Origin of the sequence: Thermomonas sp. S9 (assembly GCF_024704365.1) — a bacterium.
Lineage (GTDB): Bacteria > Pseudomonadota > Gammaproteobacteria > Xanthomonadales > Xanthomonadaceae > Thermomonas.
Window position 1 is genome coordinate 1719695 of the sequence record NZ_JAJDFY010000001.1, and the last position, 25573, is coordinate 1745267.

The window sequence follows — 25573 nt, forward strand, 5'->3', positions numbered from 1 at the left end:
CATCGGGAATGGCCGATTTCCCGACAGTCTGTTTCAAAACCCCTGATCTATCTCCCCGCTGACGCCCAGTGCATCAGTGCATCCAGGAAGGCAGACCCATGACGCAACACAACCACCATCATCAAGATCACCAGGCACATAGCGAACAATCGCCTGTTTCCCGCAAGCGTGGCGATGGCGATGCCCATGCCGGGCACGACAAGCATGCCGGCCACAGCGCGGCGGGCTTCCGCGACAAGTTCTGGCTCACGCTGCTGCTGACCATCCCCACGTTGATCTGGAGCGGGATGATCCAGCATTGGTTCGACTACACCGCACCGCAGTTCCCGGGCGCGGCGTACATCCCCGCGATGTTCGGCACGGTCGTGTACTTCTACGGCGGCTCGCCGTTCCTCCGCGGCGGATACCAGGAACTGCGCAGTCGTTTGCCGGGGATGATGACGCTGATCTCGCTTGCGATCACCGTCGCCTTTGTTTACAGCGCCGTGGTCACGCTCGGCCTTGTCGAGGGACTGGATCTGTGGTGGGAGCTGGCGACGCTGGTGGCGATCATGTTGCTCGGCCACTGGATCGAGATGCGTTCGATCAACCAGGCACAGGGCGCTCTCAAGGAACTCGCGAAGCTGCTGCCTGATATGGCGGTGCGGTTGGATGAGGCCGGTACCGCGAAGGAAGTCCCTGTCGCGGAACTGAAGCGCGGCGACCTGCTGCTCATCAGGCCCGGCGCGAGCATTCCCGCCGACGGCGTCGTGAAGGAAGGGACCAGCGCCGTCAACGAAGCGATGATCACCGGCGAGTCCAAGCCGATGGACAAGTCGACGGGCGACCGGGTGATCGCCGGCACCGTCAACGGACAGGGCTCGCTGCGTGTCGAAGTGACGGGGACCGGCGACGAGACGGCACTCGCGGGCATCATGCGGCTCGTCGAACAGGCCCAGACGTCGCGCTCGCGCGCCCAGGCCCTGGCGGATCGCGCGGCGTTCTACCTCACGATCATCGCCATCGTCTCCGCCGCCATCACCGCTATCGTCTGGCCACTCCTGGGCCGACCGTGGGGCTTCACGATCGAGCGCGTAGTGACGGTTCTCGTGATCGCCTGCCCCCATGCGCTGGGTCTGGCCATCCCGCTGGTGACCGCCATCTCGACCACGATCGGCGCACGCAACGGCCTGCTCGTGCGCGATCGACGCGGCCTCGAAGAGGCCCGCCTGCTGAACACGGTCGTGTTTGACAAGACAGGTACGCTCACCCTCGGTTCGCATCGCGTGGTGAAGACCACCGCCGCTGATGGATTCCCCGACGACGAGGTGCTTCGCGTGGCCGCGTCCGTCCAGCGGGATGCTGAACATCCGATCGCGCAGGCACTGATGACCAGCGCCAAGGAACATGGCATCGAAGTCCCGCTTTCGCAGGACTTCGAGTCCATGCCAGGTCGCGGCGTACGCGCACTCGTCGAGGGGCGCCGGCTTCATGTCGGTGGGCCAGCGCTACTGAAAATGCTCGCCGCCGAACTGCCGGAGACGTTGCGGCGGGCCGCCGAATCAGCGGCAGCCGACGGCCAGTCGGCAACCTACCTGGTGGAGGGCAACCAGGTGCTCGCCGTGTTCGCCATCGCCGATGCCATCCGCCCGGAGTCTTTCGATGCGGTCAAGCGGCTGCACGATAACGGACTGGAGGTGGTGCTGCTGACGGGTGATTCCACGGCGGTCGGCAATGCGGTCGCGAAGGAACTCGCCATCGACACCGTCTTCGCCGAAGTCCTGCCCGAGGACAAGGTGGCAAAAATCGAAGAGCTTCAGGCCCAAGGCAAGCGCGTTGCAATGGTGGGCGACGGTGTCAATGACGCACCGGCGCTGCTCACCGCTGACGTCGGCATCGCCATCGGCACAGGGACGGACGTCGCGGTCGAGGCCGGTGACGTCGTACTCGTGCGCAGCGACCCGCGCGACGTGCCGGCGATCATCGCATTGAGCAAAGCAACCTACCGCAAGATGATCCAGAACTTGTGGTGGGCCGCCGGCTACAACATCGTCGCCATCCCTCTGGCCGCAGGGGTTCTCGCCGCATGGGGGATCCTGCTGCAACCTGCGCTCGGGGCGGTGCTCATGTCGCTAAGCACGATAGTTGTCGCCATCAATGCGCAGCTGTTGCGCCGGGCGGTACGGTCCCGATGAACATGACCTGGCGACAACTATGACCACGCGCCGGCTTCTGGCACTCAACGTTGGCTCGTCCACCCTCAAGGGCGCGTCCTACCTGTTGAACGCTGAGGTGCCGGGCGCACAGCCTCGCGTCGTCGAGCGCTCCCGGGCCGAGATTTCAGTCGGCCCGGATGCGCAAGAGCGCCTTGCCACCCTGCTCGAAACCTTGTCGGAAACGGCGGCCGGCCCTGAGGTGGTGGTCCACCGGATCGTGCACGGCGGTGACCTTCACGAGTCCCGTGAGCTCGACGAAGCTGTGCTCGCGAAACTGGATGCATTGGTGCCGTTCGCGCCCTTGCACCAGCCGCTCGCACTCGCCTTCGCGCGCGCCGCGCGGCTGCGATGGCTGCAAGCCCGCCAGGGCGTGGCCTTCGACACCGACTTTCACGCCTCACTCGCCCCCTGGAGCCGGCGTCTACCCATCCCCGAAGCATGGGATGCGCTGGGTATCCGCCGCTACGGTTTCCATGGGCTTGCCTTTGCCTCCGCGCTGCGGATCGTCGCCAGCCACGACGCCGGAATCCTGCAGAGCCGCGCCGTCTTCGCGCATCTGGGCGGTGGCTGCAGCGTCTGCGCCGTCGAAGGTGGTCGGAGCCGCGACACCACCATGGCGCTCACTCCGCTGGGTGGAATCCCGAGCCCTACCCGCTCCGGGGATCTCGATCCCGGTGCGTTGCTTTATCTGCTCCGGCACGAAGGTCTGGATGCGCAGACGCTTGAAGAGGGTCTGTCCCGCGCTGCCGGCCTTGCCGGCATTGCCGGGCATGGCGACATGCGCTTGCTGCTCGCCGACCCCGACCCCCAGGCGCAGCTTGCCGTGGAGCTGTTCGCAGTCCGGATTGCGCAGGCCATTGCGGCCATGGCCACGGCAATCGGGGGCGTTGACCATGTGGTCTTTTCCGGCGGCATCGGCCATCGCGCGCCCGGCCTGCGTGCTCGCATCGTCGCGCGCCTGGGCTGGCTTGGTCTGGCGCTGGCGTCTCGCGACAACGATGCAGGAGCCATACGGATCGATGGCGGGAGTGGGCCGGCGATCTGGAACGTCGCGATCGATGAGGAACGCGAGCTGGCTGAATCGGCACTGGCCTGGCTGTAGTCCACGGCATATCTCCAGGGCGGCTCCAGTCAGCATTACTCGTCGATTAGGGGCGTCGTGAGCACCGCTGCGAATCCACCACCCGGGGTGCGCATGTTCGTGGTTTGGCCCTGATAAAGCCGGGCCGCGAACAACAGCACACCCGCCTCGGACGCGAAGCAGCGCACATCCGCCTTGAGGGACTGGCCCCCATGCACGATCCGCATGCTCGGTGGCGCGAAGGCCTGTGCGATGTAGGTCGCCGACGCCATCGACTCCCACGTTCGCCGGGTGAGCTTGTCGCCCCGATAGCTGCCACGGCTGCCGAACCCTGCTGCAGGCTTGAAGAAGTAGCCGTTGCGCGCTGCCCACAGCGCATCCCGGTTTCCGGGGACGACTTCAACCGTTGTCGGGATCACCTCGGCCAGCAGGGCTGTCAAACCCGCATCGACCCCAAACCCGCCGAGCAAAGCCGCGTCTCCAAGCACCGCCAGGTTGCGCTTGTCGGCGAACAGCGCGTGCGCACGCGGATGCGGGGTGAGTGCGACGTCCCCTGCGAGATAAGCCTGACGAAGGTCCGCATGCGAAGCTTCCTCAAGCGCGAAATCGGTCAACCGGTTGTAGACCATGTCGATCGGGCCGTCGGCATCTGCAAGCCCCTCCGGGCCGAACCTCAGATCCTCGGGCGCGCGTATCACGCAGTCCACGCCGTGCTCCCGGAATGCGTCCGCGTACAGCTCGAACTCGGGGTAGAGGAACTGCTCCCGCGGGGCGCTGTCCACGATGGCCACACGGGACGGCGCGCGGCCCGACTGCTGCCGGGCATCGTCAAGCCAGGCGGCTACAGCCGCGCTATGGGCCTCCGTCGCCGTGGTCCAGGTGGTCCACGCAGCCGGCGCGCAAGATCTCACGGCATCGAGCAGCACGGCATTGAGGAGCAGCCCGCCTGGATTGGTGTTGACCTCGATCAACCGCGGGCCGTCGACGGTCAGGTGAAAGTCCAGCCCCAGGACGCCACCCGCCGAACCCGGGTAATGGGTTGCGATGTCGGGGGCCCATTGCAGGACGCGCTCGCGGTATCGTGGATTCTCTGCAACTTCGAAGAGCGCCGCCGCGACTCGCCCCATGGCGTCCAACGCCGCACGGTCGACGAACAGGGCGTACCGAGAGAACAGATGTGCGTGAACGGCCGGGTCAGACATGGACTCCGAGAAGGCGGCCCGGATCGACTCGTGCAGCCGCAAGACGTCGACTACTTCGCATGCACACCGCTGGTTGAGCGAGGCACCCACTGAAGTGGCACAGTTGATATTGCAGCCTGACTGGCCAGCCATTCTTGGGGCTCCCTAGGTTTACGCCTCGACGCAGCCTGGTTGCTGCGCTGCTGCATCGATCCCGCCCAGCAGTCATGTTATCTGCTCTCAGGACAAGCGCCGCTTCTCGAAGAAGACAGAGGTAGGGCGTGATGCCCCAACTGAACATCCGCTCGGGTTGGCAATCCAGCCCGCCCACCCTCGATAACGGGCCCTTATCCGCCGCCCTGCCCTCCCCCGGGCAACGTCCGCATGCGGCCAGAAGCGGACATGACACCTTCATCTCGACGATGCAACTACCAGCCTTGATCGAGAACTCATTGAACAAAGAGCATGTTCAGGCCATTTAGGAGCGCCGTGACTAGTCCTCAATGGAAAAGCGCCGGCAGTCGATCCGCATGCAACTTGGTTGTACATAATGAGTGTTGCCGCCAGCAATGCCTTGGGGAGGGTCATGATCAAGAGCATCGTCATTCAGGGTTACAAGAGCTTTCATCCAACAATTCCCACCACTATCTCGCTCGAGACGGCTACACAGAAGCCGGTGTTCTTGTATGGCCTCAACGGAGCCGGCAAGACTGCTATTGGCGAAGTAATTCACGGGAGCAGCATCGGGGACGCTAAGTTCCAAGCCTGCCGTGTGGACACAACCCAGGGCGGCCCCTTCCGCTACCTTGTCTACAACCATCACTTCGTTCAATCAATTATTGGAGAGGCCGCAGGCATGCCCGGCATCTTCACCATTGGCGAATTGGACACCGAGACGCAGCGAAAGATCGATGAGAGCGAACGCTTGCTTCAAGAGGTCCGGGGCGCGCGTGAGTCCGCGCAGCGTGATGTTTTGACCATCACCGGCCAGTTGGCCACGGCGCTGAACGACGCCAAGGAAGAAGTGTGGACCGTTTACAAGACTCACGACAAAGGCGCGTTCGATAGCTTCCTTACTGGATATGGTCGCGGTGCGCAGAAGTTCTTTGACGACCTGCGCACATACGCAACGCCGGACGACGAAACTTTGGATGACCTGGATAGTCTGGCCAAGCGCTTGGTTGATATTTCAGGCAATGAAACGTCGAAAGGCACTCACCACTTTGCTCTTGGCCCGTTCCAGGCCATCGAAGAGGACGCCGTCTGGCAAGAGCGAGTGAAGGTGTCCGGCGAGAGCCGCCTGGCCCCGTTGGTGGAAAAGCTGGACAACGGGGATTGGGTAAGCAAGGGCCGCACCTTCGTGCACGGCGGCCAATGCCCGTTCTGTCAGCAAGGATTGCCACACGGCTTCCTGGACGAGCTGTCCGAGCTGTTGGACGGGGACCGCCAGGACAAGATCGACCTCATCGACTTGCACATAAAAAATTACGAAGAGGCCATCCAGGCATTAGAAACGGCGGCTAGCGGAGCGCTGACCGAACCACTGTCCCAAGAGACGGAACTAAAACCCGTGTGGGACACGATACACGCCCTCATGAAGGCGAACCTAGCCACCATGCGACTGAAGCAGGCCACGCCGTCAGAGCCGGTGGAAATTTCCAAAACGGACCTGCAGCCGATGAGAGACGCGTTATCGGCGCTCAACACTCGCATTGGCAAGTTCAATCAGCGCATCCAGAACAAGGTGGCAGAACGCGGCGCGATCCGCGACCTGTTTTGGAAGAACATGTGCCGCGACCGCATTGGCGTCTATCGGGCATACGACGCCCGCATAGCTCCGCTTAACGAGCAACTGGCGGCGGCGCAAACGAAGGATCGCGAAGCTGCGGCCCAAGAAGCCGCCTGTATTGGCGCCCTCACCGAGTTGCGCAAGAAGCAGGAAGGCGTGGATGCATCAGTGGCGGCGATCAACGAACGGCTAAAGGGCCTAGGAATTGACTCATTTAGCATCGCGCGCAAGCGTGGCGAAGGCAGCTTGTATTGCTTGGAGCGCCCCGCCCACGGCGACAGCAGCGCCCAAACGTTGAGTGAGGGGAAAAGACCCTGATTTCCTTCCTCTACTTCATCGAACTCTTGAGGGGCTCCAATGAGCGAGGGTCAGCTATCGATATCAGCAAGACGGTGGTGGTCATCGATGATCCTATTTCCAGCCTGTCCCACAACTTCGTCTATGACATCGCATCGATCATCTGCCATGAACTCATCAAACCACCGGGTGGCCAGAAAGTGCGCCAGGTCATCGTCTTGACCCATAACCTCTTCTTCCTGCACGAACTGGTTTACCAAGTTGGCACCAAAAAGCTGGATAAAGCCGATAAGCACTGCCAATTGCTGCGCGTCGTTAAAAGCGGCCACGCCAGGTGGTGCCCATGGACGCGCGCGATTTTGCCAACGATTACGACGCTCTCTGGCACGTGATGCAAGACGCTAAGGATGGATTGGTGCGCATCCAGGTGGTGCCCAACACTATGCGATGCATCCTGGAGAACTTCTTTTCCTTCACCGGCAACACCCAGCGATTTGAAGAAATCCTTCAGCAATTGTCAGCGGAGGATGGGAAGTTCCGGCCTTTGGAGCGTTTCTTGAACCGAGGTTCCCATCGAGACGAGACAAACATCGCCCACATCGACTGGGGCCAGTTCGATATCGCCTACTACCTGACCAAACTGAACGCAGTTTTTCAGGCAGCGGGGCATCCCGACCACTACCGCTTGAAAATGGGGTTACCTAGCGAGAATTAGCCTTCGGCATGCCTCCAGTGGCTGCTTCGGGTCTTGGATTCAACTGATCGACGCAACAGTTTGTCGATATCGTTCCGCCGGTGTTTCGTAGCCTAACGTCTTCCTCGGTCGATCGTTGAGCTGTCTTGCGACTGCATCCAGCTTGGCTTGCGAGACACCGGATATGTCGATGCCTTTCGGGAAGTACTGGCGCAGCAAGCCATTAGTGTTTTCGTTCGTGCCGCGTTGCCAAGGATGATGCGGGTCACAGAAGTAGACCTGGATATCCGTAGCCAGAGTGAAGCGACGATGGGCGGCCATTTCCTTGCCCCTGGACCGGCCAGAGTTCCATAGACACTCAGTCGCCGCTCTGCGCGTAGCGCTTTTCGAACTCTACCGGTGACATGCCGCCAGCGGAACCATGCCGGCGAATCGGGTTGTAGAACATCTCGATGTAGTCGAACACGTCCGAAGCAGCAGTGGCTCGCGTCGGGTAGATCCGCCGCTTGATCCGCTCCTTCTTCAGGACGCTGAAGAAACTCTCGGCCACGGCGTTGTCGTGGCAGTTCCCGCGACGGCTCATGCTCGGCACCATCCGGTGCGCCTTCAGGAACGACTGCCAGTCGTTGCTGGTGAACTGGCAGCCCTGGTCGGAGTGGACCAGCACGCCCGGGCCGGGCTTGCGTCGCCATGCCGCCGCCATCAGCGCCTGCAGCACCAGGTCGCTGGTCATCGTGGACGCCGTTGCCCACCCGACGATCTGGCGCGAGTACAAGTCCATCACTGCGGCCAGGAACAGCCAGCCCTCGTAGGTGCGGATGTAGGTGATGTCCGTGACCCAGACCTTGTTCGGGGCGTGCGGCGTGAAGTCCCGGTTGAGCACGTTCGCCACGGCACCGACCGGGCCGCCGCGGTGGCGCGGCTTGCCGCCATAGCCCACCTGCGCCCGCAGGCCCTCGGCCTTCATCAGCCGCCGGACGCGGTGCCGGCTGCAATGCTCGCCGGCTTCCCGCAGGTCCAAGGTGATCTTGCGATAGCCATACACCGCGCCGCTGGCCAGCCAGTGGTGCCTGATCAGCCCCAGCAGGCGCTGATCGTCCCGCTCGCGGGCACTGGTGCCTTGGCGCAACCAGGCGTAGTAGCCGCTGCGGTGCACGCCCAGCACCCGGCACATCGCGACCAGGCGGAACTCGCGGATGTGCGCGCGCATGAACGCGTACTTCGCCCTTACCCCTTGGCAAAGTACGCGGCGGCTTTTTTTAGGATGTCGCGCTCCTCGGTCACACGCCGCAGCTCGGCCTTGAGCCGGCGGATCTCGGCCGAGTCGCTCGGCGCTGCTGAAGCGCCCGATGCCGGCGCCATCTTCCTCGCCACCTGCACCCAGCCATACAGCGTGTGCTTGGGGATCCCGATCCGGGCGGCGACGTCCACCACCGTGAAGCCGCGCTCGATCACCTGCTTCACCGCCTCGGCCCGGAACTCATCCGTGTACTGCTTGCTGTTGCCCATAAACACCTCGGTCATTGCCATGAATTATGGCGTCCGGATGTCTACGAAAGGCTGGTCGGTCCAGGACGACTTCGTTACCGCATTTCAACTGCGCTTGTGGACGGACATCGGCTCGGCAGAAACCGAGCGCTTCTTTGAGCAGCAGTTGGCCAAGCACAGGTTCCCTGGCGGTTGGGCGCTGGACATTGCGTTTGCATACCGCGATTGCCCTGTTCTCACCCTGGCCCAGTGGCGCTACTGCGCTTGGGCAGCTGTGAGGCGCGGTGCTTCGCTTGCTTTGCAGCAAGGACATCAAACGGATGGGGTTCGTGAGGCCATTTATCAGGAGGTGCGACGCAGAGCATCTGCCGTAGCAAGCGGCGCATGGAGCGGCTGTTCGTTTCCTCCATCATCTCCCCATCCAGAAAGCGCCCTCGGAAGAGGATTCGCGTACAGGGTGACCCGCTTGGGTCCCCTGTACTGGACGGGTTGGCCGAGCTCTGAGGTACTGCTCGGCCGCACGACAGCCTAGGTGTGGCGAGAGCCCATAATATGGCCTTGCGAATGAGCTACCTCACTGAAGCAACAATGGCCGACCTCAGCAATCCGGCGGATTTCGCCAATCTGGGAAGCCACAGCGCGCGGATTCCTTGACCCTTCGAGCGATTCGGTATGGCCGAACGTATTGCTTATCAATAAGGACGATGAGGTAGACCAAGCCAATTACCATCGCGATGGGAATAGGGATGAGAGTTAGGCTCTTCAGTTCACCGAACCCGGTCTTTAGCAGGATGTAGACCGCAAAAACAAATGTAACAGCCATCATAAGGAGGCCATATATCAGCAGGCTGCGCGGCGCATCAATGGTGGCTGGGTAGTGGTCGTAGCGCAGGCTTCCCGATCGTTTGAGCAGACAGATCTCATCATCGGTGAGGTCAGCCTCACGCTTGAGGGCAAAGATGGATTTCCGTTGTGCGGCGTTGACAGAAAATCCGAACCGCTTCTTGAACACGACCTCATCGTTTTCAGCCGCCGTGTCTCGTCCTTCTGGCGAGATCTCGGACTCCCGCACGGCGTCACGGACAAGTTCGATCATGCTCTCAACTGCTTCATTCTTGCCTGTCCGCGACACATCGGCGCACTCCTTCTGGACCGCGCGCAAGAGCGGAACAACGTTATCGCACTGATTCCCCTTGTCCTCATCGGCCACGTGCCACCGCCAACGCCACGACATCTGTGACGAGTTCTTGACTGATGCGGCCTTGTTCCAGAGCAACCTGGTAGAGGGCGCGGATCACCCGGGTCCGGTGCTCAGGACGCATCTGCCGGCCAAGCCGGCTAAGTTCGTCGTCCAGTGCGCCGACCACTCCATTGATCAGTGCGAAGTCAATTTCCGGAGATCCCGCGACTTTCGGCTCGATCTCGTCGCCTGACATCAGCCAGACCGGGTCGATCCCATACTGGTCATAGATGGCTTTAATCAGGCCCGCGGGCGCTTCGCGCTCGCCGCGCTCGTAATGAACGTACGACCTCTTCGAAACGCCGACGGCTTCAGCGAAGGCCTGTTGGCTCATCTTGAGCCCTGTTCTGACCGTAGCCAAGCGCCTTCCAATGAGAGCCTTGTCGATTGGACTAGTGGAAGATCCCATTCAAGTGATACCCATTTGTGCACTACCGTGAAGCGCAATTATGCGCTATAAGCTAGCACATGGGATCCTCGATGGCACAACACGAAGCGCTGAAGGCTCGGCTGCGCGTTGCAGGGTCTTCCTTCGCAATCATTGCGCGAAACCTGAACATCCAGCCCACGACGGTTTCAGCCACGTCGTTGGGCAAACGCCGCTCCAGGCGAATCGAGGCCGCCATCGCCGACGCGCTGGGCATGACACCTGAAGCGATCTGGCCAGATCGGTACCCGGCGCACAAAGGAGGTGCTACGTGAGCTAGATGTGCCTGCCGCCAAAGCGCGGAATGCAAAAAGGCCCTCAGCGTTGGCGCGCTAGAGGGCCTTGAGGTGCAACGGACTTGTTCGTCCACCGCACTATGCATGGCCGCATCCCTCTCGTCAAGCTCTCACCGGTGATTTTTGCCTTGGTGACGGGCAGCTTTTGCCGGAATCAATGCCATGCACGACACGAAAGAGGCGGCGCCGCCCCTGCCCCATAGCGCTCGCGTTTTGACGCAGGCAGAGGAAAAACGCCTCGACATCTATCTCTACCACTCTCCCAAGGCCAACGGTCGACTGGTCACGGTCGTCGAGCCTTGCCGCCTTGCAATAGCGCTAGCGCTTGAGTTCGATCCGGATGTCACCGCGTTCGTGGAGCGCCCGCGTTCTATTGCCGCTGAGGATCAAAATGTAGAGCTCTGCTTCTGGATTCGTAGGTCAGATAACAGTGAGCAATATGTCTTGTTTAGACGGCAAAACAAGCCAACCGTTCACGCTGTAAGGAAGGAAGAAAGGCTGTGTGCGAGCGTGCTCGCAGCCTGCAAGAAGGCCGGAATAAATCTCTCAATTAAAAAGGCCGCTTCTATCGCAACAGAGCGAATAGCAAACGCAACGCGTTTGGAAATGCTGCCTTACGTGCAGTCGGCTACAACACTGCACTCAATCGACGTCCTCGTGCCTGCAATCATGCAGCACATGAAAATCTACCGCACGAGCTCCTTTCATGGACTGGAAAGATCTCTGCCGCCTTTCGATTGGCGCGACGTACGTAGCGCAACATGTGCGCTTATCCATCAAGGCCGCCTACGCATTGATCCCACACAACGCTTGACCACCACAACCGCAGTCCATTTTGTGGAGAAGGACAATGCGTGACCTTTCACCACAGGTTCTGTCTGAATGGGACGAGTTCACCACGGACCACCTTAAAGAAAAGGAACAAGCCGCGTTCCACGCGCGGAAGAACGCCATCATCGCAGTCGCCAGAGGCATGTCCATGGCATCAGCGGCAAAGAAGTATGGCGTTAATGCCAAGACGCTGTCAGAAACGATCAACAAGGCTGTCCGCGTGGCTTCGGACGGAAGAATGCATGGATGGCGAGCCGCCCTCCCCTACAAGGTAAGGACAGTTGGTAAAAAGACTCCGGTCGAGTTTCCGAACAATGCCGGACCAGGCGCATTTAGGACGTTTCTAACACTGGCGCCCAGCGTCTGCGAGTTCCTGGAGTCGTACACAGGCCGCCTTCCAGAACGCAACTTCCCAAGCAAGCAGTTCGAGTCGTTCTTTTCAAAGTATCGGTCAAAGGTCAAAGAACTTGTTCCCAAGGACCGATACCCCGCCAATGACCCCAAATGCGCCCGGCGCAGCGTGATTGACTACATCCGCCAACAACGGCAAGGAAAGCCTTTTGTCGACGAAGCCTTCGAGATCGAAGATAACGTCGCGGCTGCTCAGTTTCCAGATGTATTTGCGTTGCAGTTGTGTGACTGGACTCAATACGATGGTCACCCACTCGACTGCGACATCTACGTGGAGGGTGAAGACGGCGATGGTCAGTCGGCCCTGCAACGCATCACCTGTACGTGGCTGCTGGTGGGCTATCTCGCGCTCCTGCGCATGTGCTGCAGCTGGAAGCTGTGCTTCGGAAAGAACTACAACGGCACGGATTTCAACGAAGCGTGCGCCAACGGTTTGCGCTCATGGACGCCGCGGGCGCTCGTGTCGCCCTCAATGGTCTACATCGCCGGAAGTGGGATTGGAACGTCGGAAGCCATCGGCTTCGTAGCCTGCGGGGCCATCACGAGCATGGACAACGCCATGGCGCACCGACTCAACGTCAACCGCCAAAAGCTCGCGAGCCAACTTCGAGGCGTTATTCACTTTGGAAAAAGTGGCGTACCGGAAACCCGCGGACATCTCGAGGCATGGAACAAGCGGTTGGAGGAGACGACCATCAGAAAGCTTCCCGGCGGCTACCGACCCGCCGGCGACGTTTCGGAGAAAGAAAGCACCAACAACTACAACTCGGCCAACTATCCATCGTCACCTGATACACTTGAGGACCTGATGGACGTCATGATCAGCGCTTCAAATGTCGGTGAACGGGAATGTTTTCAATTGCGCTCCCCGACACAGGTCCTGCAAACATTCCATGCGTCAGGCGGGTGGATCTTCTCTACAACCAGTCTTGATGATCAAGCGCGCGAACTATCTCAACTACAGTTCTCTGGGGTGTTCAGAGGATCGAAGAAGAACAAGAAACAACCATACGTTCGATTCCAGTACGCGAGGTATCGATCGACGGCAGTAAAGAATCGTTGGGACTTGATAGGACAACGATTCATTGCTCGCGTCGATATTCATGACGCGCGATTCATCAGGCTCTACGACGAAAGCGGCGAGCTTTTCGTCGTCTTGCGAGCCATTCGCCCGTGGAGCCGTACGCCACATAGCTTGGCGCTGCGTCGATTGATACACCGCAACTCAAAGAAAGGCCATTTCGAAGTAAAGGGCACCAGCGACGCAGTGGAAGTCTATCGCAACTTCCTGCGCAGCCTCTTCGCATGCAGCCCAGATGCCGCCACGATGATGGCGCAACATAGAGATGCCTTCGACGCAATTCCAGATTCAAAGGAAACGAGGCCACCTACCGAGCCATCCCAGGCCAGGAAGGCGCGAAACGTATTCGTGCCTCTCAGCGGCCCCGTCACGTTGGGCAAGAAAGGGAGCCTGAAGTGACCGCATTTAAGGCTAACGGCACCCCAATTGTGCCCACCAGAGGCATGGAGAGTGGTCTCACTAACCTCGCGGCGGCGATAGAAGCTGAGTATGGGGGAATGGGGTTGCATTCCTTGACGCGCTTCGGGAAAACCACGCTAGCGGAATACATCGAGGCATGCCACGGCTGGCTCGATACTCCCTATGTCGCGACACTTGCCCGTCTCCGTGACCTAAAGTCTGGCCAGGGCGCCTTTTATGACTGGTTCACGGCACGCCTCGGCCTGCAACCTATCACTCAGCAAGCACCAGAACAAAAGCTGCTCAGGATAGTTAACACAGTCACCCTAAAGACGCAGGCGTCCAAAGCAAAACTCTTCCTGTTCATCATGGACGATGCGAACTTGCTTGAGGCTGAGAGTTTTCAGTACTTCATCGACATTGACAACGCTCTTGAAGAAGGAGGGCAGAGATTCTTTCTGCTGTCCCTGTTTCAGGACAATCACACCGTCGGGCGCCGGGAAAAGATCAACAAGCTAATCGTGACTCCGCAGGTTCGCAGTCGCTTCTTGACTAGGTATCACGCCTTGCACGGACTCCGTGGCATCGCCGATCTTCATACCTATCTTCAACGTTTCGAGGATGAAGTCGAGACGGCGCCAGGATCGGGAGTCACTCTTCCCAGGCTCATGGCGCCATCGCTCTACGATTCCGGCTGGCGCATGTGTGAATCAGCGCAACTGATCTGGGAAACTGGCCAGCAGTATCGTGCTGCAGCTGGCAAGCAAGTTGACGGCGAGTGGCCCCTGAAAGCTTTCAGTCTCATAGCCAACTTTCTAGCACAACGTACGATTTGCAAACCAATGTTTTCGACGATTACAGCATCGGATATTGAGCTTGCGGTCCAGTTTTCCGATCTTGCTGCCTATGACGGGGAGTCCGGTGAAGTGGACTTCAGTGACGACGATGACTGACGCTGATTGGAGGATGGCGCACCGATCAAGCGACGATCTTTTCGGTGTTTCTGCTTTTGGCCTCCTCACCCAAATCCTGCGATTGAACTGCTTGACTCCGACTCACGCGTTCTCCGCTTTGGGTGTTCGCCTCAACTACAGCGAAGATTGGAGTCTGCGTCTTAGAAAATCAGACAAGTTGCGCGCTTCCATCGTGAAGAAAATGCCTTCTTCCGAACCTCTGGCCACACTTTGGGATTCGAGTCCTTGGCAAGCGTTCGGCTCCGGACCTGGTTTTGCCAACCCGACCCTCACGACGTGTCGCGAGTGCATGCGCAGTGGGTTCCATTCAAACCTTTTTCAGATGCCCTGGGTGAACCAATGCCCATGGCATCGATGTCCACTGCAAGCAAATGCGAGAGGTGCTCAACCCCCTTATGGAAAAGCGTGGTTCGCGACTCTCCAATTTTGCTGTGCTCGTGCGGATTCGACCCCGTCGATTTGAAAGAAATCTTGCACGAGTCTCCGGATCAGATCGCTAAACGTGTTGCAATGATCCGGCGTTACTTGAAGTGGGCGGAAAAGAGTCGAGGAAGCCGAGATGCATTCGGATTCGAGGGCTCACCGTTCTTTTGGGACCACACGGAATCATCCGGCAATGATCGTAAACCGTGGTGGAAACCTGGCGCTCCAGCCGTTTCCCTTCTGGTCAGACACACTGTTGCTAGTTTTCAAGCGTCTTGCGTTGACGGAGAGTTGACCCGCATAGCGCGGGACATAAGTGAAACCAAAGAGTTCTTCATCGAGCTCCCCACGTCTATCGCATCATCTATGAGAAGCGTCTCTTCAGCAGTTGCTAGCCAGTTCCCAGAAGATGCGTTTTCAGCACGTGAACGCGTGTTACTCGGCCTTGAGCAACATTCTGGTGCGGCCACTGAGCGTGCGCGGATGCCAATTGTTCTCCTACCCGCTTTCACCGTGACCACGCGAGCCTTCTTTGACGGCAGAATTCTGTCGATGAAAGCGCAAATGATCATCCGTGAGATTAGCGAAGCCATCTGCCGTGAAGACTGTGAGCCTGAGCGCATGTACGGGCTACTGGTGGCTCTTGAGCGAATCGTATGTCGTGCTTACGCTGAAGCAGTCAACATTTCTTTAACGCGGGTCGTAAGTAGGTCGAATCCGTCTCCCATCGGAAAACTCTGGTCACCTGCCGTGATCGTCCGATACAAGCGTGAAAAGACCTTTCTTCGGTTCCTGTGGATGCGGGAGAAGGTCAATCATGAAAATCCCTGAGACATGATCCGACCTGATTAGCCCCGACCCTCAGCCGCGAGTCGCAGGATTTGCGCCGCCTGCGGCACAGCATGGTGCCACCTGAAGCCAACGAGGTGGCGCCATGGGCATCAACCGCGTGCAGTTCCAGCCCGGCCTTTCGATGAGCGAGTTCATCCACCGCTACGGCACCGAAGCAAAGTGTTACCGGGCCTTGTACAAGTGGCGCTGGCCTGAAGGCTACCGCTGCCCGGCCTGTGCCGGACGCGCGCGTTCGCGATTCAGGCGCGGCGATGCGATCTACTACCAGTGCCGCGCTTGCCGGCATCAGACGACCTTGACGGCGGGCACCCTGTTCGAAGGCACCAAACTGCCGCTGCGCACCTGGATGCTGGCGATGCACCTGCTGACCTCGACCAAGACCAATTTGGCTGCGCTGGAACTGATGCGCCACCTGGGCGTGAACTACAAGACCGCCTGGCGCTTGAAGCACAAGGTCATGCAGGCCATGACCGAGCGGGAGGATTCCAGAAAACTCCAGGGTTTCGTGCAGCTTGACGACGCCTATTTGGGCGGCGAGCGCAACGGCGGAAAGCCCGGGCGCGGATCGGAGAACAAGCAGGCGTTCGTGATCGCAGTGCAGACGGACGAACACCTCGAACGCCCGACCTTCGCAGTGATCGAGCGGGTCCGCAGCTTCGACAACGCCTCGCCCAACGACTGGATCACGCGCCGCCTGGCACCTGAGTGCGAGGTCTACAGTGACGGCTTGGCTTGCTTCCGCCGGCTCGAAGACGCCGGCCACGCCCACACAACGCTCGACACCGGCGGCGGCCGCGCCGCCACCGAAGTGGCTGGAGCGCGATGGGTCAACGTCGTCCTGGGCAACCTCAAGCGGGCGATCAGTAGCACCTACCATGCCGTCAAACAAGCCAAGTACGCGCGGCGCTACCTGGCCGAAGCGGCGTACCGTTTCAACCGCCGGTTCCGCCTGCGCGAGACGCTGTCGCGACTTGCGACCGCGATGATGCGGTGCAAACCATGTCCGAAGACGCGTCTGCGGATTGCGAGCAACTTTCTTGGCTGAGCGTCGGGGCTAATCAGGTGATACGATTCAGGTGTCCCCTACGCGCCTACTTTGCGTAGAAATCTCTGCAACGCATCAACCATGTGCCAGCCATTTCTACAATGGACAACCTCAGCGCAACTTTTTCTGCCCTGCCCGCGGGAGACTGCGCCTACAGATGTAGAAGGATGCTCCGTTAAATCAATGACTTGGGCTGCGCGGAGTTATCTACCGTGAACAGCGGCCCGGACCGGGCCTAGACTGCGCGCCCGGCAAAGGACATCGCGCACTCAGGAACGGATACTTACCCGCATGAGCCGCATTCACGGAATCCCGGTCGGCGCGCTGGTGCGGCTGGCATCGGAGCACCTGGCGGTGATGGCGGAACCCGGCGGCGAAACCCTGCTCAAACCCAAAGTGCGCGTGTTTTATTCCCTGCGACGGAAGGAGAAGGTGCTGGCGCACACGCTCGACCTCGCGGACCCGGCCTGCCGGGACAGTATCGTCGGCCCCGAAAACCCGGAAAAATGGGGGTTCACCCACTTCGAAGCCCTCTGGCTCTGACCCATGGCGCATTCCGACGATCGCATGCACAGCGAGACCTCGACCTTGTCGCGGGCGGAGATCTACCGGCTCGGCGCCAGCGGCCCCAGCCTGGGGTCGGTGCTGGCAGGGATCGATGGCGCGCAACGCAGGCTGGCCCTGCTCCATATCGATGTGGACGAAGTCGGGACGATCAACGCCACCCTGGGCGAGAACATCGTGGAGCAGGCGCTGTCGGTGGTGGCCCGGCGCCTGCGCCTGGCAGTGCCCGCCGATGCCTGGCTGTGGCAGCTTGCCAGCGAGGAGTTCGTGGTGGCGGTCGCCTACCGCGAGGGCGAACCGGATGGCAACGCGCTGGCCGAACGCCTGCGCGAGGCGTTCGAGACCCCGGTGCAGGTGCCGCCGTTCGTGCTCGACATCACCCTGTCGATCGGCATCGCGATCCATCCCGAGCATGCGCACGATGCGGCCGGCCTGCTGGCCGCGGCCGAGCAGGCCATGCGCCGGGCCAAGCGCAGCGGGTCCGGCGGGCTGGCGGTCTTCGTCCCGGAGCCGGTACCTGACGCCGCGCCCGACCCCGGGCACGGCCAGGAGCATCGCTTCGTGGATGCGCTCGCGCAGAGCGAATTCCGCCTCTACTATCAACCCGTGGTCAGCGCCCAGGACGGCAGCATCGTCTCCTGCAGCGCGCTGCTGCGCTGGCATACCTCCCAGGAGGGCGTGCTGCGCGCCAGCCGCGTGCTGCCCGCGGTGGAGCGCGCGGGACTGGCCGGGCCGGTGGCGCTGTGGACGATCGAAACCGCGCTGCAGCAGGTGTGCGCGTGGCGCGAGCTCGGGATCGACTACCTGGCCGCCGCCGTCCCCTTGGACGGCGCCCTGCTGGCGCGCGGCGAATGCCTCGACCTGGTGGGCGAACTGTTCCATCGCAGTGGTGTCCCGGCTGGCGCGCTGGAGTTCGAGATTTCGGAGGCCGTGCTAACGGTGGACACTCCACACGTCGCCGAGAACCTGGCCGGCCTGCGCGCACTGGGCGCCACCCTCACCCTCGCCGATTTCGGCACCCGCGGGCTGAGCCTGACCGCGCTGGCCGAGCATCCGCTGGACCGGATCAAGATCGACCGCGGCTTCCTGCGCGATGTCACCCGCACGCCGCGCAGCGCCGCACTGGTGCGCGCCATCATCGCCATGGGCCACGGCCTGGGCATGACCGTGGTGGCCAAAGGCGTGGAAACCGATGCCGAACTGGGGTTCCTGCGCCGCTACCATTGCGATTTCTTCCAGGGCTACCTGTTCAGTCCGCCGCTGCCCGCTGCCGAGGTGGACGCGTTGCTGCGCCGGCGCTTCCTGTTGCCACAGGTGTTCCAGGCCAGCGCGGAGCAGCCGGCGCGCACACTCCTGCTGCTGGACGATGAGGAGAACGTGCTGCGTTCGCTGGCACGGTTGCTGCGTCGCGACGGCTATCGCCTGCTCACTGCCAGCAGTGTGAACGAGGCGTTCGACCTGCTGGCGCGCAACGAGGTGCAGGTGGTGATCTCCGACCAGCGCATGCCGGACATGAGCGGCACCGAATTTTTGGGGCGGGTGCGCGACATGTACCCGAACACCGTGCGGCTGGCACTGTCCGGCTATACCGACGTGAACACGATCAGCGAGGCGGTGAACCAGGGCGCGGCCTACCGGTTCCTGCTCAAGCCCTGGGACGATGCCGAACTGCGCGGGCATATCCGCGCTGCGTTCCGGCTGGCGGAGCAACGGCGCGGCAGCGGGGCCCCGAATGCGGACGTGGATGCGGGCTGAGCGTCCGCGGGTGTTCCACGGCCGCGGCCCGGGCGCTGCCGCCGCCCGCTGGCCGGATCAGGCGGCGGGCGGGGCCGCCTCGCCGGCTTCCGGCACCTGCCGGATCGGCAGTACCACCCGGAACGTGCTGCCCTGCCCCACTTTGCTGGTGACATCGATCCGGCCGTGGTGCTTGGCCACGATGCTGTAGGAGATCGCCAGCCCCAACCCAGTGCCGCGCCCGATCGGCTTGGTGGTGAAGAACGGGTCGAACAGGTGCGGCATCGACTCCGGCGGGATGCCGCAGCCGCTGTCGGTGACGCTGATCCACACCTCTTCATCGTCGCAGCCGCTGGCGAGCACGATGGTGCCGCGCTGCTCGATCGCCTGGCCGGCGTTCAACAGCAGATTCAGGAATACCTGGTTGATCTCGGAGGCCAGGCATTCCACCAGCGGCAGGCTGGTGTAGTGCTTCTCCAGCCGCACCTTGTACTTGAGGTCGTTCCAGACGATGTTGAGGGTGGAATCCAGCCCCTGCAGCAGGTCGGCCGGCTGCATTTTCTGATCGCGCCCCACCCGCGAGAAATCCTTGAGGTCCTGCACGATCTTGGTGACCCGCTCGATGCCCTCGCGCGATTCGCTGAGCAGGTTGGGCAGGTCGCCGAGGATGTAGTCGATGTCCAGCTGCTGGCGCGCCTGCACGATTTCCTGGCGGCGCGCCTGCGGGTTCTCGGAGAACAGGATTTCATGGTATTTCTCGACCAGCGCCAGCAGCGCGCTGCTGTAATCCTGCAGCGTCCCCAGGTTGGAGCCGACGTAGCCGATCGGATTGTTGATCTCGTGCGCCACGCCGGCGGCGAGCTGGCCGATCGAGGCCATTTTCTCCGAGCGCAGCAGCTGTTCCTGGGCGGTGGCCAGACGGTCCACCGTGCGCTGCAGTTCGGCGTATTGCCGCTGGCGCTCGTCGCGCTCGCTGATGTCCAGCACCACCATCAGGCAGTGGTCGCTATCCGGCGATTGCCCGCAGTGGATTTCCAACGCCAGCGGGTGCTGCGGGTCCGGGCGCACGACGCCCTTCCAGTGGCCATCGCGGAGCGCAGTGGCCCACTGTTCATCGCCAACCAGTGCTACCAGCGATTCCGGGCGGCCATCGCCGGCCACCTTGGCGGCCAGCGCCTGCGCAGCTTGATTGGCCCGGTGCACGCGCCGCTGCGCGTCCAGGAACAGGACCGGGAATTGAGGGCGCTGGCGGCCCAGAGGGCGTCATCGCTCCACAGTCCCGAGGGCTGCGCAGGAGGGGCGCTCATCCACACCCCAGCCAGCGGCCGCCGGCACGCGCGGTGCTGGCGAACCCGGAAATGTCATAGGTGCCGGTGGCCTCGCTGCGACCGAGGTGGCGCAACGTCCAGGCGACTTCCCGGCGCCGGCGCGCCAGCAGCACCGCATTGGCGCGGTTGAGTTCGTGCAGCTCGCGGATGCGCACGTGGTCGTCCGGCCCAGCAACGCGCTCGGCGTCGCGCAGGGCCGCGAGTTTCGCCTGTGCCGACTGCAACAAGGCATCGACATCGTGCTCCAGCAGGGCCCGGCGCTCGGCCTGCAGGGCCTGCTCCAGCGCGTCCAGCGGGTGCACGTCGACGTCGGTGCTCATGGGCGGATCACTTCAGGATTTCGCGTTCCAGCGCCAGCAGGCGGCTGGCGATTTCCTGCGGGTCGATCTGGTAGCTGCCGTTGTCGATCGCGCTGCGGATTTCCTTGACCCTGGCCATGTCCACTTTGGACGGCCCGGCCAGTTCCTTGGCCATCGCCTTCAGCCCGACCGCCTCGCCGGTCAGGCGCAGGCTGTCCACCGGGGGCGTGGCCTGCACCGCGGACGTGCGCGGATTGCCGGCACGGGCCTGGGCGGTTTCGGTGACGGCTTTCGCCTCCACGGGCTTCGCCGGCAGGTTGCCTTCGATTTTCGTGGTCATGGCCAGCGGCTCCGGATAAGGGTTCGAATGGGTTAACGGCCGTCTTGAACCGGACTTTAGGGGGGATTCGGCGGAAAAACTCAATTGACCACGTCCACCGTACCGTCCGCGTTCAGGCGGCCGCGGATGATCCGGTGCGAGCTGTCGTTTTCCACGTTCACCACGTTCCCGGCCATGGCCTGCCCCAGTGCGCGCCCGCCCATGCGGATTTCGGAGTTGCCGATCCGGGCGCGCAGCACCACCGGGTCGCCACGCTTGACGATAACGGCCGGTGCCCCGCCATCTGCAGGGGCACCCGCGGCGGGGCTGGCGGCCAGTGCCATCGGGGCGTTGCGGACCGGCACGAACAGGCGCCAGCCCGGGGCGTCGGGGCAGCGCACGTCGGCCACGGTCGGAGTGCTGGGCACCGCGACCAGCGGCTGGCGGCAAGCCGCCAGGCGCAACCCCGGGGCCAGCATCGCCTGGGTACCGGGGCCGGCCTGCAGGGCGGTGAGGGCGGCCTGCTGGATCGCCGCCAGATCCTGCAGGGACTGCGCGGGCGCGCCGGACGACAGAGGGGCGGACAAGACGCCGGCCAGGCAGGCCGACAGCAGGCGCCAGGGTGCGCGATGGCGGTCGCAGGCAAAGCCAGGGAGGAAATGCGGGGTCCGCATGGGCGGTGGGTCCGTGCAAACAGGTTGGCTTTTCTGAAGCAAGAGACATGCCGGCTCAAGACGCCGGGCTTGCGGCCGACAATGCCCGCATGGCACGCAACCAGCTGCTCGACCGCATCGACCAACGCATCCGCCTGGCCGGCCACAACCGGTTGGCCCTGCTGCTGTTCCGGCTGGGCGGGCGGCAGGTGTTCGGGGTGAACGTGTTCAAGGTGCAGGAGGTCCCTGCTGCGCCCGCCCTTGTTCACCCTGCCCCAGCTTCCGCCGGGCTTCCTGGGCGCGGCCGATATCCGCGGCCGCAGCGTGCCGGTGCTGGATCTGGCGGCCGCGATCGGCCAGCCCGGCGAGGGGGCCGCCAATTACCTGGTGGTGACCGAGTTCAACCGCACCGTGCAGGGGTTTCTGGTGTCGGCGGTGGACCGCATCGTGAACATCGCGGTGGAGGACGTGAAGCCGCCGCCGGAGCTGGGCAGCGATCCCCACTACCTGACCGGCGTCACCCGCTACCACGACGAGCTGATCCAGCTGGTGGACGTGGAAAGCGTGCTGGCCGAAGCGCTGCCGGCGCCGCCGGCCAGCGTGGCGATCCTGCCGGTGGCGCAGGGCGGCGGCCGCGAGGTGCTGGTGGTGGACGATTCGCGGGTGGCGCGCAACCAGATCCGCAGCGTGCTGGACCAGCTCGGGCTGGGCTGCGCCCAGCTCTCCGACGGCCGCCAGGCGCTGGAGCATCTCAAGCAGATCGCCGCCGGCGGGCAGCGTCCCTCGCAGCGCTACGCGATGGTCATCTCCGATATCGAGATGCCGGCGATGGACGGCTACACGCTCACGTCGGAAATCCGACGCGACCCGATGCTGAGCGACCTGTACGTCCTGCTGCACACCTCGCTGTCGGGCGTGTTCAACCAGACGATGGTCGAACGGGTGGGTGCGGACGACTTCGTTCCCAAGTATTCGCAGCAGGAGCTGGCGGAGCGGATCACCGCGCACATATCTGAAACAGCATTAACTTAAATTCATATCTATATGATTTTCAATGATTAAAAAATCCTGAAGCATCCTGACGTCCGGCGCGGCGTGATGCTTGCAAAGCGCCCGGAGGGGCTTCCCCGCAGCCGCCCGCAGCGGCCACAGAATGCCGTCGCACCAATCGGCACGTCATTTGCATCAACCTCATGCGAACACCCCTCTGGAGGGCCGCATGAGCGATTTCCTCGGTATCCACGGCACCTCGCTGATCCTGCGGGAACAGCGGCTGCAGGTGCTCGCCTCCAACCTGGCCAATGCCGATACCCCCGGCTTCCAGGCGCAGGACATGGACTTCAACACCGCGCTGCAGGCGGTGCTGGCCCCGGCGGCCGGTGCCAGCGGCGAAGACCCCTACCAGAGCGCGGCCAACCTGGCCCGCTACGCCCGCCCCAGCGCCCAGCCCAGCCTGGACGGCAACACCGTGGACACCTCGCGCGAGCAGGCCGCGTTCTCGCAGGCGGCGCTGGAGTACCGGGCGTCGATGTCGTTCGTCGAATCCAAGGTCAGGACCATGCTGACCGCGATCACCGGCCAGTAAGCGGAGGCGCGCCATGAGCAATCTCCCGATCTTCGACGTCGCCGGCTCGGCCATGCAGGCCCAGGCGGTGCGTCTGAACACGGTGGCCAGCAACCTGGCCAACGCCAACACCGTGGCCGGCACCCCGGAAGGCGCCTACCGCGCCAAGCAGCCGGTGTTCGCCGCCGAGGCCATCCCCAACAACCAGGCGCTGGCCGGCGTGCGCGTCACCGAGGTGCGCGAGAGCACGGCCGCGGCGGTCAAGCGCTACGACCCCGGCAATCCGCTGGCCGACGCGCAGGGCTACGTGTACGCCCCCGACGTGGATCCGGTGGCGCAGATGGTGGACATGATCTCCGCCTCGCGCAGCTACCAGGCCAACGTCGAAGTCTTCAACAGCGCCAAGGAACTGGCCGTCGCCACCCTCAACATGGGCCGCTGAACATGAGCACCGTCGCTTCCACCTCGTCCAGCGACAGCCTGTACTCGCAGTACGCGCTGCCGAACGCGACCTCCAGGAACGCCTCCACCGGCAGCATGGGCCAGGCCGATTTCCTGCGCCTGATGACCGTGCAGATGAAGAACCAGGACCCGTTGAACCCGCTCAAGGGTGCCGAGTTCCTGGGCCAGCTGGCACAGTTCTCCACTGTGCAGGGGATCGAGAACATGCAGCAGGCCATGGGCGCCATGGCCACCGTGATGGAGAACGACCAGTCCCTGCGCGCCGCGGCGCTGGTGGGCCACGACGCCCTGGTGGACGTGGACAAGGTGCAGCTGGGCAGCGGTGCGGGCGCCAGCGGCGAGATCGTCGCCAATCGCGCCGGGCCGGTGCAGCTTCAGATCGTGGATGCCAGCGGCAGCGTGGTGCGCCGGCTCAACGTCGATGCCAAGGACGCAGGTGCTACCAAATTCAGCTGGGATGGCAAGGACGACAGCGGCAACGCCGTCCCGGCCGGCCAGTTCACATTCCGCGCCACCGGCGGCAGTGGCAAGGACACCCAGGCGCTGGCGGTCCGGCTGGCCGCGCGCATCGACAGCGTGTCGATCGAACCCCAGGGGCTGGTGCTGAACCTCGCCGGCCTCGGCGGCTACCCCTTGTCCTCCGTCCGTCGCATCGGCTGACCGCGGCCGGTTTTCCCACTCCAGGAGCGCCTCACCATGAGCTTTCGCATCTCGATCAGCGGCATGAACGCCGCCAGTTCCGATCTCGAAGTCACCGCCCACAACATCGCCAACGTCAACACCACCGGCTTCAAGAGTTCGCGCGCCGAGTTCGCGGACGTGTTCGCGGTCTCCACCTACGGCATCTCGCAGAACGCGATCGGCGCCGGCGTGCGGCTGGCGGCGGTGGCGCAGCAGTTCAGCCAGGGCAACATCGACTTCACCGGGCGCGCGCTGGACATGGCGATCTCCGGCCAGGGCTTCTTCACCCTGTCGGACAAGGGCAACACCGTCTATTCGCGCGCCGGCAATTTCGGTACCGACCGCGACGGCTATATCGTGAATCCGTCCGGCCAGCGCCTGCAGGTGTTCGCGCCGAACGCCGCTGGCGGCTTCGATACCGGCCGCATGAGCGACCTGCGCATCCCCAACGGCGATGCGCCGCCGGCCGCCACCAGCAAGGTCACGATCGAGACCAACCTGCCGGCCGCGGCCTCCGCGCCGACCGCCGCGCCGTTCGATCCGAACGACCCGACCACCTACAACCAGACCACCTCGATCACCATCTACGACTCGCTGGGCGCGGCGCACACCCAGGCGCAGTACTACGTCAAGACCGCCAACCCCAACGAGTGGCAGCTCTACACCTACATCGACGGCACCGCGGTGGGCGCGGCGCAAACGCTCCAGTACTCGAATGCGGGCGCCCTCACTTCGCCGGCGCAGATCAGTCTGCCGCCGTTCACCCCGGCCAACGGCTCGGCCCCGCTGAACGTCACCCTGGATCTGGGCAACTCCACCCAGTACGGCAATGCCTTCAGCATCCAGACCCAGACCCAGGACGGGCATGCCACCGGGCGCATCACCGGCATCGACATCTCGCCCGAGGGCGTGGTCTCGGCCCGCTACACCAATGGCGTGGCGCAGCCGCTGGGCCAGGTGGCGCTGACCAATTTCGCCAACCCGCAGGGGTTGCAGTCGCTGGGCAACAACGCCTGGGCCGAGACCTTCAACTCCGGGCAGCCGCTGCGCGGCCAGGCCGGCTCGGCCGACTTCGGCCTGATCCAGGGCGGCGGCCTGGAGGCCTCCAACGTGGATCTGACCGAGCAGCTGGTGAACATGATCACCGCCCAGCGCAATTTCCAGGCCAATGCGCAGATGATCCAGACCCAGGACCAGATCACCCAGACCGTGATCAACATCCGCTGATGAACAGTCCCGCCCCGGCGCCAGCCGGGGCGGCGGGA

General features: G+C 62.8%; 23 protein-coding genes and 3 pseudogenes. 17 read left to right on the forward strand and 9 right to left on the reverse strand.

Going from position 1 to position 25573, the window contains the following annotated elements; translation table 11 throughout:
* Positions 1–98: 98 nt before the first annotated feature.
* Together LJB71_RS08560 and LJB71_RS08565 are read left to right on the forward strand one after the other, a co-directional pair.
* On the forward strand, positions 99–2174 hold the full coding sequence (locus tag LJB71_RS08560; RefSeq protein ID WP_259303853.1) for a heavy metal translocating P-type ATPase: 2076 nt from the start codon (positions 99–101) through the stop codon (positions 2172–2174).
* A 19-nt stretch (positions 2175–2193) separates the two neighbouring features.
* Positions 2194–3297, forward strand: coding sequence for a hypothetical protein (locus tag LJB71_RS08565; protein WP_259303854.1), 1104 nt, complete (start codon positions 2194–2196; stop codon positions 3295–3297).
* A 35-nt stretch (positions 3298–3332) separates the two neighbouring features.
* Here LJB71_RS08565 and LJB71_RS08570 read toward each other — a convergent pair whose 3' ends face one another.
* Positions 3333–4520, reverse strand: a complete 1188-nt coding sequence (locus tag LJB71_RS08570; protein ID WP_259303855.1) for a hypothetical protein — start codon at positions 4518–4520, stop codon at positions 3333–3335.
* Positions 4521–5043: 523 nt separating this feature from the next.
* On the opposite strand from LJB71_RS08570, the pseudogene LJB71_RS08575 reads away from it, so the two are divergent.
* A pseudogene (locus LJB71_RS08575) lies at positions 5044–6935 on the forward strand (AAA family ATPase).
* A complete protein-coding gene (locus tag LJB71_RS08580; RefSeq protein ID WP_259303856.1) occupies positions 6887–7258 on the forward strand; it encodes an AAA family ATPase in 372 nt (123 codons plus the stop codon). Before LJB71_RS08575 ends, LJB71_RS08580 begins: the two are co-directional and overlap by 49 nt.
* A 39-nt stretch (positions 7259–7297) precedes the next feature.
* Here LJB71_RS08580 and LJB71_RS08585 read toward each other — a convergent pair.
* From LJB71_RS08585 to LJB71_RS08600, 4 genes and pseudogenes are all read right to left on the reverse strand, one after another.
* Positions 7298–7570 (reverse strand): annotated as a pseudogene (locus LJB71_RS08585) (IS30 family transposase); the annotation flags it as partial.
* A gap of 25 nt (positions 7571–7595) precedes the next feature.
* Positions 7596–8746 (reverse strand): IS3 family transposase gene (locus LJB71_RS08590; protein WP_232540407.1). Its coding sequence is split into 2 segments (ribosomal slippage): positions 7596–8500 and positions 8500–8746, totalling 1152 coding nucleotides; the frame shifts between segments, so codons are not numbered across the junction.
* Between the two features lie 577 nt (positions 8747–9323).
* Positions 9324–9935, reverse strand: coding sequence for a hypothetical protein (locus LJB71_RS08595; RefSeq protein WP_259303857.1), 612 nt, complete (start codon positions 9933–9935; stop codon positions 9324–9326).
* A complete protein-coding gene (locus LJB71_RS08600; protein WP_259303858.1) occupies positions 9925–10374 on the reverse strand; it encodes a helix-turn-helix transcriptional regulator in 450 nt (149 codons plus the stop codon). Before LJB71_RS08600 ends, LJB71_RS08595 begins: the two co-directional genes overlap by 11 nt.
* Before the next feature lie 59 nt (positions 10375–10433).
* On the opposite strand from LJB71_RS08600, the gene LJB71_RS08605 reads away from it, so the two are divergent.
* From LJB71_RS08605 to LJB71_RS08640, 8 genes are all read left to right on the forward strand, one after another.
* Positions 10434–10667: a helix-turn-helix domain-containing protein gene (locus LJB71_RS08605; protein WP_259303859.1), complete on the forward strand. Its 234-nt coding sequence runs from the start codon at positions 10434–10436 to the stop codon at positions 10665–10667.
* Between the two features lie 183 nt (positions 10668–10850).
* Positions 10851–11546 carry a hypothetical protein gene (locus tag LJB71_RS08610; RefSeq protein ID WP_259303860.1) on the forward strand — a complete coding sequence of 232 codons (696 nt, stop codon included), beginning with the start codon at positions 10851–10853 and terminating at the stop codon, positions 11544–11546.
* On the forward strand, positions 11539–13410 hold the full coding sequence (locus tag LJB71_RS08615) for a Mu transposase C-terminal domain-containing protein (protein WP_259303861.1): 1872 nt from the start codon (positions 11539–11541) through the stop codon (positions 13408–13410). The genes LJB71_RS08610 and LJB71_RS08615 overlap by 8 nt, the downstream gene beginning before the upstream one ends.
* Positions 13407–14363 carry a hypothetical protein gene (locus LJB71_RS08620; protein ID WP_259303862.1) on the forward strand — a complete coding sequence of 319 codons (957 nt, stop codon included), beginning with the start codon at positions 13407–13409 and terminating at the stop codon, positions 14361–14363. Before LJB71_RS08615 ends, LJB71_RS08620 begins: the two co-directional genes overlap by 4 nt.
* Positions 14364–14660: 297 nt before the next feature.
* Positions 14661–15638, forward strand: a complete 978-nt coding sequence (locus LJB71_RS08625) for a hypothetical protein (protein ID WP_259303863.1) — start codon at positions 14661–14663, stop codon at positions 15636–15638.
* Between the two features lie 103 nt (positions 15639–15741).
* Positions 15742–16704 carry an IS1595 family transposase gene (locus LJB71_RS08630; RefSeq protein ID WP_259303864.1) on the forward strand — a complete coding sequence of 321 codons (963 nt, stop codon included), beginning with the start codon at positions 15742–15744 and terminating at the stop codon, positions 16702–16704.
* Between the two features lie 291 nt (positions 16705–16995).
* Positions 16996–17247 carry a hypothetical protein gene (locus LJB71_RS08635; RefSeq protein WP_259303865.1) on the forward strand — a complete coding sequence of 84 codons (252 nt, stop codon included), beginning with the start codon at positions 16996–16998 and terminating at the stop codon, positions 17245–17247.
* A gap of 3 nt (positions 17248–17250) precedes the next feature.
* Positions 17251–19023: an EAL domain-containing protein gene (locus tag LJB71_RS08640; RefSeq protein ID WP_259303866.1), complete on the forward strand. Its 1773-nt coding sequence runs from the start codon at positions 17251–17253 to the stop codon at positions 19021–19023.
* Between the two features lie 57 nt (positions 19024–19080).
* Here the strand turns inward: LJB71_RS08640 and LJB71_RS08645 are convergent, their stop codons facing one another.
* The 4 genes from LJB71_RS08645 to LJB71_RS08660 form a co-directional block, all read right to left on the reverse strand.
* Positions 19081–20259, reverse strand: a complete 1179-nt coding sequence (locus tag LJB71_RS08645; RefSeq protein WP_310649439.1) for an ATP-binding protein — start codon at positions 20257–20259, stop codon at positions 19081–19083.
* A 46-nt stretch (positions 20260–20305) separates the two neighbouring features.
* The gene (locus tag LJB71_RS08650) at positions 20306–20650 is read right to left on the reverse strand and encodes a flagellar protein FlgN (RefSeq protein ID WP_259303867.1); all 345 of its coding nucleotides are present in this window, start codon (positions 20648–20650) and stop codon (positions 20306–20308) included.
* A gap of 7 nt (positions 20651–20657) precedes the next feature.
* A complete protein-coding gene (gene flgM / locus LJB71_RS08655; RefSeq protein ID WP_259303868.1) occupies positions 20658–20969 on the reverse strand; it encodes a flagellar biosynthesis anti-sigma factor FlgM in 312 nt (103 codons plus the stop codon).
* Between the two features lie 80 nt (positions 20970–21049).
* Entirely contained in the window at positions 21050–21622 is a 573-nt protein-coding gene (locus LJB71_RS08660) for a flagella basal body P-ring formation protein FlgA (RefSeq protein WP_259303869.1), read from the reverse strand.
* 89 nt (positions 21623–21711) lie between these two features.
* Here LJB71_RS08660 and LJB71_RS08665 point away from each other — a divergent pair.
* The 5 genes and pseudogenes from LJB71_RS08665 (at position 21712) to flgE (ending at position 25535) form a co-directional block, all read left to right on the forward strand.
* A pseudogene (locus LJB71_RS08665) lies at positions 21712–22633 on the forward strand (chemotaxis protein CheV).
* A gap of 187 nt (positions 22634–22820) precedes the next feature.
* The gene (flgB, locus tag LJB71_RS08670) at positions 22821–23186 is read left to right on the forward strand and encodes a flagellar basal body rod protein FlgB (protein WP_259303870.1); all 366 of its coding nucleotides are present in this window, start codon (positions 22821–22823) and stop codon (positions 23184–23186) included.
* Between the two features lie 13 nt (positions 23187–23199).
* A complete protein-coding gene (gene flgC / locus LJB71_RS08675; protein WP_259303871.1) occupies positions 23200–23607 on the forward strand; it encodes a flagellar basal body rod protein FlgC in 408 nt (135 codons plus the stop codon).
* 2 nt (positions 23608–23609) lie between these two features.
* Positions 23610–24287 carry a flagellar hook assembly protein FlgD gene (locus tag LJB71_RS08680; RefSeq protein ID WP_259303872.1) on the forward strand — a complete coding sequence of 226 codons (678 nt, stop codon included), beginning with the start codon at positions 23610–23612 and terminating at the stop codon, positions 24285–24287.
* A 36-nt stretch (positions 24288–24323) separates the two neighbouring features.
* On the forward strand, positions 24324–25535 hold the full coding sequence (gene flgE / locus LJB71_RS08685) for a flagellar hook protein FlgE (RefSeq protein WP_259303873.1): 1212 nt from the start codon (positions 24324–24326) through the stop codon (positions 25533–25535).
* Positions 25536–25573 lie beyond the last annotated feature (38 nt).